The following is a 7456-nucleotide window of genomic DNA, read 5'->3' as shown; positions in this document are numbered from 1 at the left end:
GTGATGGCCGTCATGCCGTAGCAGCCCAAGGCCGAAAAGGTTTTCAGGTCCGCCTGAATGCCGGCGCCCCCACCGCTGTCGGAGCCCGCGATGGACAGCACGCGCGGGTATTCAAATTCAAACGTTTCGTCGGTCATCGGTTCATCCTCGTGCCTTTAAAGGCTTCATCACACAATGCACTGAGGTACAGTGCCGCAGCGCAGGGATCGTCTGCCGCACACAGCGCGCTCACGATGGCGAGGCTGTCAGCCCCGGCATACAGCACCTCGCGTGCATTGTCCGCGTGAATGCCGCCTCCAGCTTGAACTCCAGGGTGTATTTGCCCCGCACTTGTCCGTCTTTTCTCTTGCTCATTTCGTCATCTCCAATTCCTGAAGTTTTCCATCCGCTATGGAGTACGTTTTTCGGGGGCAAGATCAGCGGACAGGGGAAAACCAGAGTAGCCGGTTCCGACGCATCCAATTACAATTGTGATTTGTAACACCGCTGTAACAGATTGTCTGCAGCGATAGACACCTTGTCTGGCCAAGCGTGAGCTCCAAACTGCCAGCGCAGCCAATCCCTTCAGCACCACGCCATGACCAGCCCCACCGCCACCGCCACCATCCTTATCATCGACGACGGAATCCAGAGTCGCGAGAAACTCGAAATGATGCTGGAGGAACAAGGTTATCGCACGCGCGCGGTGGCCTATGGCGAGGAGGCACTGGCCTCGATTGCGCAGCATGCACCGGACCTGATTTTCCTTGACATCGTGATGCCTGACCCGGAAGGATTCCAGTTGGCCAGCCTGCTCAAAGCCAACCCCGTCACCTCGAATATTCCGATCATCATGGTGACAGCGCTAACCGACCGCAGCGCCCGCTTGGCAGGTCTCAATGCCGGGGCTGAAGAGTATTTGACGAAGCCAGTCGACCGGACCGAATTGACGTTAAGGGTGCGCAATCTATTGCGTTTAAAGGGGTTCAGCAATAATCTCCAAAACCATGTTCGTTTTCTGGAAGAGCAGTTAAAGGTTCGTACGGCCGACGTGAACCGCTTTTATATGGCGATGGACGCAACCGCCGATGCGATTTTACTGACGAACCGCAGCACGATGCGCTTTGTCGACTTCAATGCGACAGCCTGCAAGATGTTCGGCTATACGCGCGGAGAACTCTTTAGGGCGGGGCCGATGCCGTTGAGCGATGTTACGCGTGAACAGTTGGAGCGCATCTACGATGCAACCATCTACGGTCACGGTGATCGCGAGCTGGCGGCATTTAAAATGTGGCGCAAAGATGGCTCCCAGTTGCAGGTAGAAGTAGCTCGACAGGCCCACCGATCAGGCGATGACTGGTTCATTGTCAGCGTGGTGCGTGACATCAGCGAACGCATGCAGGCCGATCAGAAATTCAAGGATCTGCTGGAGGCTGCGCCCGACGCGACGGTGGTCGTCAACCGTGACGCCGAAATCGTGCTGGTCAACGTCCAGGCGGTCAATTTGTTCGGATGGCACCGCGAGGAAATGCTGGGGCAAAAGATCGAAATGCTCATGCCCGAACGTTACCGCAGCATGCATCCGGGAAAACTGAACGGCTTTTTCGCGCAATCGCGTCCAGTGCTAATAGGCAGGGAACTGGAGCTGTTCGGACTGCGCAAAGACGGCACCGAATTCCCGATAGATATCAACCTGAGCCCGCTGGAGACAAACGAAGGCACCCTGGTGATGAGTTCCATTCGTGACGTCACCGAACGCAAGCAGGCCGAGCAGAAATTCAAGGATATGCTGGAGTCTGCGCCCGACGCGACGGTGGTCGTCAACCGCGATGCCGAAATCGTGCTGGTCAACAGCCAGGCGGTAAATTTGTTCGGATGGCGCCGCGAGGAAATGCTGGGAAAAAAGATAGAAATACTCATGCCCGAACGTTACCGCAGCATGCATCCGGGGAACCTAAAAGGCTTTTTCGCGCAATCGCATCCACGGCCAATGGGCAGGGGACTGGAGCTGCTCGGACTGCGCAAAGACGGCACCGAATTCCCGATAGAAATCAGCCTGAGCCCGCTGGAGACAAACGAAGGAGCGCTGGTGATGAGCGCCATTCGTGACATCACCGAACGCAAGCAGGCCCAAGATGAAATTTTGCGTCTCAATGCCGGACTTGAACAGCGTGTGCTGCAGCGCACGAGCCAGCTGCAGGCGGCCAACCGCGAGCTGGAGTCTTTTTCCTATTCCGTGTCACATGACCTGCGCGCGCCTCTAAATACCATCGACGGATTCAGTAACTTGCTGGCGAAAGTCGATGGAAATAATGTCAGTGAAAAAGGCAAGCACTACCTGAATCGAATCCGTGATGGGGCCAAGCAGATGGGCGAGCTGATTGAGGGCATGCTGACTCTTGCTCAACTATCGCGCGAACAGATCAAGTTAGAGAATGTCGATTTGTCGGCAATCTCCAAACAGGTAGAAAAGGCGTGCCGGGAGCGGGAACCAGAACGCCAGGTGCAGGTGCACATTCAGAAGGGTCTGAACGCGCACGGCGATCCCCGCTTGCTGACGGCTGTCCTTCAGAACTTGCTGGGCAATGCGTGGAAATTCACTGCCAAGCAGGTGCTGGCACGGATTGATGTCGGCAGCGAGTTGGGCGCCGATGGCGACACCTTCTTTTTCGTCAAGGACAATGGCGCCGGATTTGACATGGCTTTCGCTGACAAACTTTTTGGCACTTTCCAACGCCTTCATTCGCCTGCGGATTTCTCTGGAACTGGCATCGGGTTGGCCACCGTGAAGCGCATCATTGAACGTCACGGGGGTCGCGTCTGGGCTGAAAGCAAATTAGACGAAGGTGCCACATTCTATTTCGCGCTGGGCAACCCGCTTGTTTAGTGAGCTTGCTTACTCAATCGCATGAAGTACGGGAATGGAGCGCAACCAGTCAGTCACTTGCTCCCGATGATTGTGGCTTGCAGTCTTTTTCCGTCGTGGGCAGCACACATCGAAAGATGTTTGGGGGCCTGAAACCTATCACGGCAGAGCAACAGCGCATTCGTCAGCTGGAGAGATTGAGGACTTCCGTTTTCACGACTTGCGCCACACCTGGGCATCCTGGCACCGCCAAGCGGGAACATCTTGCGATGAACTCAAAGACCTGGGAGGCTGGAAGTCTAGAACGATGGTGGACCGCTACGCCAAATTTGCAACGGAGAACTTGTTGTCTGCAGCGTCTCGAATCGAACGCGGAGGAGGTGGAAAGAACGTGGTGGACTTGTCACGTTATCGTCACGCCTAGAAAGACGAAAGCCCCGCATTTTCATGCGAGGCCTTGTGTATCTTGGCTCCTCAACCTGGGCTCGAACCAGGGACCTACGGATTAACAGTCCGGCGCTCTACCAACTGAGCTATTGAGGAATACAGAAGTAAATTATAGCCTGAGTTTTCGAGCTTTCCCGGATCGGGCATTCGTAAAAACCTCTACTTTTTATACGCGTGAAAACCGAACTGTTTTCACGCATTTCAAAATGCAGGGTGCAGACCGCAATTTATACCTGCAGCGGGCATCCAACGGCAGGCGCAAACCATACTGACTCCGCTACCATCAAAAAGCACCAAGAATGGCGCCATCATTTTTACTCTTCAACGGGCTCATGCCCATTAGCGACTGATCCATGGGAAAACTACCCCGCCCCTTACCTTGGCTTGCCGCCGGGGAGGCTTTCCCGCCACTGGAAACGGCCTGGAACCACAACGACCCCGCTCCCGGCCTGCTGGCGGCTGGCGCATCGCTGGATGTGAACACCTTGCTGCAGGCTTATGCGCGGGGAATTTTCCCCTGGTTCAGTCCGGGCCAGCCGACGCTCTGGTGGAGCCCCGACCCCCGTATGGTGCTGCAGACCCGGAACTTCAAACTACACCGGTCCTTGCGCAAAAGCCTGACTCATTTCCTGAAGGCTTCGGGGTGTGAAATACGATTTGACAGCGCCTTTGAGCAGGTCATCAATGCCTGTGCCAGCAAACCCCGTGCAGGCCAACCGGGCACCTGGATTGTTCCCGACATGGTGCAGGCCTACCGTGCCTTGCATAGCGCCGGGCACGCCCACAGTGTTGAAACCTGGATAGACGGCGAGCTCGCTGGCGGTCTGTACTGCGTCAATCTCGGCCGCATGGTTTTTGGCGAGTCCATGTTTGCCCACCGTACCGACGCCTCCAAGATTGCGCTGACCGCACTGGTCGCTTTTTGCCGGGCGCACCACATCTCCCTGATCGACTGCCAGCAAAACACCGGGCATCTTGCATCCCTTGGAGCGACGGAAATTAGTCGCACTGACTTCGTGCGCCACCTTGATCAGAACACGGATAAAACCGCCCCCGTCTGGCGCTTCGACCCCGTATACTGGAACCAGATTTTGACAGCCGGAACGCCGACATCACCGTGACGCACCTCAAAGACCTGCCCCTGCAAACCTTGCAGTTTTATGCAACGGCGCCCTACCCTTGCAGTTACCTGCCTGGCAAACAGGCCCGCTCGCAGGTCGCCACCCCCAGCCACCTCGTTCACAACGACGCCTATTCGAACCTCGTGGTCAACGGATTCCGGCGCAGTGGCATGTTTACTTACCGACCTTACTGCGATGGCTGCCAGGCCTGCGTGCCGCTTCGGGTTCCCGCAGACAGTTTCAAAGCAGACCGTAGCCAGCGCCGCGCCTGGAATCGGCACCACACGCTGCATGCACGCATACTCAAGTTGTGTTTCCTGCCAGAGCATTACCAACTCTACCTGCGCTACCAGAACGGTCGCCACGCCGGTGGCGGCATGGACCATGACAGCATTGACCAGTACACGCAGTTCCTGCTGCAAAGCCGCGTGAATTCGCGCCTGGTGGAGTTTCGCGAAAACCTGCCGAACGGCGAGGCCGGTGCACTCAAGATGGTTTCGATTCTTGACGTGCTGGAAGACGGCATTTCTGCCGTTTACACATTCTATGAACCCGATGACCGCGCCAGCTATGGAAGCTACAGTGTGCTCTGGCAAATTGAGCAGGCCAAGCGCCTTAACCTGCCTTATGTGTACTTGGGCTACTGGATCGCTCAAAGCCAAAAAATGAATTACAAGGCAGGATTCCAGCCCAACGAAGTATTACTCGATGGTCAATGGGTACGCTCCGCTACCACGGCTGCCGCAAGCCCAAGCAGATAGCCCGATCTGGCGGACAACACCTGAATTGGCGTCTGCACCCGCCAAACCAGCGTTGGTTGCGGCGCTTATTTCACAGGCTAAAATTTGATGCAGAAAGTCTGCATATGAAAAAGCCCGATATCTCCGCTACTGCCACCCCGACCGTTCAAGTCATTGAACGCATGTTTACCTTGATCGAAATCCTGGCAAATCGCGAAGAAGCGGTATCTCTCAAAGAAATTAGCGAAAAATCAGGACTTCACCCTTCAACGGCACACCGTATCCTGAATGATCTGGCCACAGGCCGTTTTGTGGAACGACCCGTCGCAGGCAGCTATCGACTGGGTATGCGTCTCCTGGAGTTGGGCAACCTCGTCAAAGCCCGTTTAAGCGTTCGAGATGCTGCGCTCGTGCCCATGCGCGAACTGCACAAACTTACCCAGCAACCCGTGAACCTGAGTATGCGCCAGGGCGATGAAATCATTTATGTCGAGCGGGCCTATAGCGAGCGCTCCGGCATGCAGGTGGTGCGGGCCATTGGCGGCCGGGCACCACTGCATTTAACCTCGGTGGGCAAGCTGTTTCTGGCTTCTGACGATCCGCAACGCTTGCGCAGCTATGCCACACGCACAGGCTTGCCGGGGCAGACGCGCAACAGCATCACCCAGTTGCCGGTGCTGGAACGCGAACTCTCCGAGGCGCGCCAGCGCGGCATTGCGCGTGACAATGAAGAGCTGGAACTGGGGGTACGTTGCATGGCGGCAGGTATTTACGACGACCAGAGCATGCTGGTAGCGGGGCTGTCGATTTCAGCGCCCGCCGACCGGCTTGACGAGCACTGGCTGCCCAAGCTGCAGGCAACTGCCAACCAGATCTCAGCAGCGCTGGGCTATAAGCCCAGGTAAACAGGGCGAATACCCTGACAACTGCTGCGTAGTCCGCTATAAATCAAATAGCACAAGAAAGATGACGCAAAATTCAACCTCAGGATCTGGCGCGACTACCCCAAGCCCTTAGCCGTTAATCAGCTTTGCTGACACGCTCATGTTAGCTTTGTGATCGATCACAGGGCTGGACTCTACCCATCGACGCACACGCTCAGCATCACCCAGGCGACTCAGCTTGCCCGCCGAATCGAGGAATACCATGATCAATTTTCTGCCTGCTATTTTGGTCTGCATCACAAGGCATTGACCGGCTTCTGAGATGTAGCCGGTTTTCTGCAAACCAATATCCCACTCCGGATTCTTCACAAGGCGGTTCGTGTTGTTGTACTGCAGCGTTTGGCTGCCTACCGCAACCTGGTAGCCCGTAGAGGTCGTCAGTTCACGAAGCACGGGATCGCCATGCGCGGCAATGACCAGCGTGGCCAAATCCTGCGCGCTGGACTGATTCCGGCTAGAAAGGCCGGTTGGCTCCACATAGCTGGTGTCAGGCATGCCCAGCATCTTTGCTTTGGCGTTCATCAGACTGACAAACGTTGCCAAACCACCTGGATAGGTACGACCCAAAGCATGCGCCGCGCGGTTCTCGCTCGACATCAGGGCAAGGTGCAGCAATTCGCCACGCGTCAGCGTAGTGCCGACCCTGAGCCGCGACCTGCTGCCTTTTTCGGTATCGACGTCATCCTGCGTCACAGTGATCATTTCATCCATGGGCAACTTTGCCCCGCTGATGATGACGCCCGTCATTAATTTGGTTAGCGATGCGATTGGCAGCACCGCATGGTCATTTTTGCTGAGCAGAACTTCCCGCGTATCCTGATCAATCACCAAGGCTACGCTGGATTTCAGGTCCAGCAAGTCCTGCGCACTGTGCAGGCCCGCAATCTGGCCAAAGGAAAGTTTGGCTGGAACAACTGTGACCGCACGAATGATGGTTCTGCTTTTTGTGGTGGCGGTAAATTGCACGCTTTTGCGCGTTGAAACCACTTTTTTAGACGCAGTTGTTTTGGCGGAATGCGGTTTTTTCACAATCGCGCGCTTGGCCGTCACCGCGTTGGCGGCTGGCGCTGCAAGCGCAGCAGACAAAGCCAGAAATCCAAAGATTTTTAATGCCCGATTGAAAATCTGTTTAGACATGATGGATAGTGCCAGCTTGAGGTTGCAATAAAAGGGATGCACGGAGTGTATACAGATAAAAAAAGCCACGCAATATCAAAAGCTTGCGTGGCTTTCCTAAAAACACTCTTAATGTCAGGCGGACTTGAAGGCTCAGGCCATGATCGCCTCCACACCCCACCTAAGTCATTGAATTTAAATGATTTATTTCAACTACACCAAGCATCAGCCCTGCGCGGCCAC

Annotated in this window: 6 protein-coding genes, 1 tRNA gene and 1 pseudogene; 5 read left to right on the top strand and 3 right to left on the bottom strand. The window is 55.6% G+C overall.

Going from position 1 to position 7456, the window contains the following annotated elements:
• Positions 1–137, bottom strand: a 137-nt coding sequence (locus Q8K05_RS01710; RefSeq protein WP_305244820.1) for a bifunctional hydroxymethylpyrimidine kinase/phosphomethylpyrimidine kinase, incomplete at its 3' end; no start/stop codon positions are given.
• 440 nt (positions 138–577) lie between these two features.
• Between Q8K05_RS01710 and Q8K05_RS01705 the strand changes: the two genes are divergently transcribed.
• Together Q8K05_RS01705 and Q8K05_RS01700 are read left to right on the top strand one after the other, a co-directional pair.
• A complete protein-coding gene (locus Q8K05_RS01705) occupies positions 578–2866 on the top strand; it encodes a PAS domain S-box protein (RefSeq protein ID WP_305244818.1) in 2289 nt (762 codons plus the stop codon).
• A gap of 85 nt (positions 2867–2951) precedes the next feature.
• A pseudogene (locus tag Q8K05_RS01700) lies at positions 2952–3269 on the top strand (tyrosine-type recombinase/integrase); the annotation flags it as partial.
• Positions 3270–3312: 43 nt separating this feature from the next.
• Here Q8K05_RS01700 and Q8K05_RS01695 read toward each other — a convergent pair.
• Positions 3313–3388, bottom strand: a tRNA-Asn gene (locus tag Q8K05_RS01695).
• A gap of 257 nt (positions 3389–3645) precedes the next feature.
• On the opposite strand from Q8K05_RS01695, the gene aat reads away from it, so the two are divergent.
• The 3 genes from aat to Q8K05_RS01680 all read left to right on the top strand — a co-directional run bounded on the left by aat (position 3646) and on the right by Q8K05_RS01680 (position 6058).
• Entirely contained in the window at positions 3646–4413 is a 768-nt protein-coding gene (gene aat, locus Q8K05_RS01690) for a leucyl/phenylalanyl-tRNA--protein transferase (protein ID WP_305244817.1), read from the top strand.
• A complete protein-coding gene (locus Q8K05_RS01685) occupies positions 4410–5174 on the top strand; it encodes an arginyltransferase (RefSeq protein ID WP_305244816.1) in 765 nt (254 codons plus the stop codon). The genes aat and Q8K05_RS01685 overlap by 4 nt, the downstream gene beginning before the upstream one ends.
• Positions 5175–5278: 104 nt before the next feature.
• A complete protein-coding gene (locus tag Q8K05_RS01680; RefSeq protein WP_305244819.1) occupies positions 5279–6058 on the top strand; it encodes an IclR family transcriptional regulator in 780 nt (259 codons plus the stop codon).
• A 108-nt stretch (positions 6059–6166) separates the two neighbouring features.
• On the opposite strand, the gene pbpG is transcribed toward Q8K05_RS01680, so the two are convergent.
• Positions 6167–7234: a D-alanyl-D-alanine endopeptidase gene (gene pbpG, locus Q8K05_RS01675; RefSeq protein ID WP_305244815.1), complete on the bottom strand. Its 1068-nt coding sequence runs from the start codon at positions 7232–7234 to the stop codon at positions 6167–6169.
• Positions 7235–7456: the final 222 nt, after the last annotated feature.

Origin of the sequence: Polaromonas sp. (assembly GCF_030682935.1) — a bacterium.
GTDB lineage: Bacteria > Pseudomonadota > Gammaproteobacteria > Burkholderiales > Burkholderiaceae_C > Polaromonas.
Note: the sequence above shows the minus strand (reverse complement) of the source record. Positions and strands in the feature narration are given on the sequence as shown.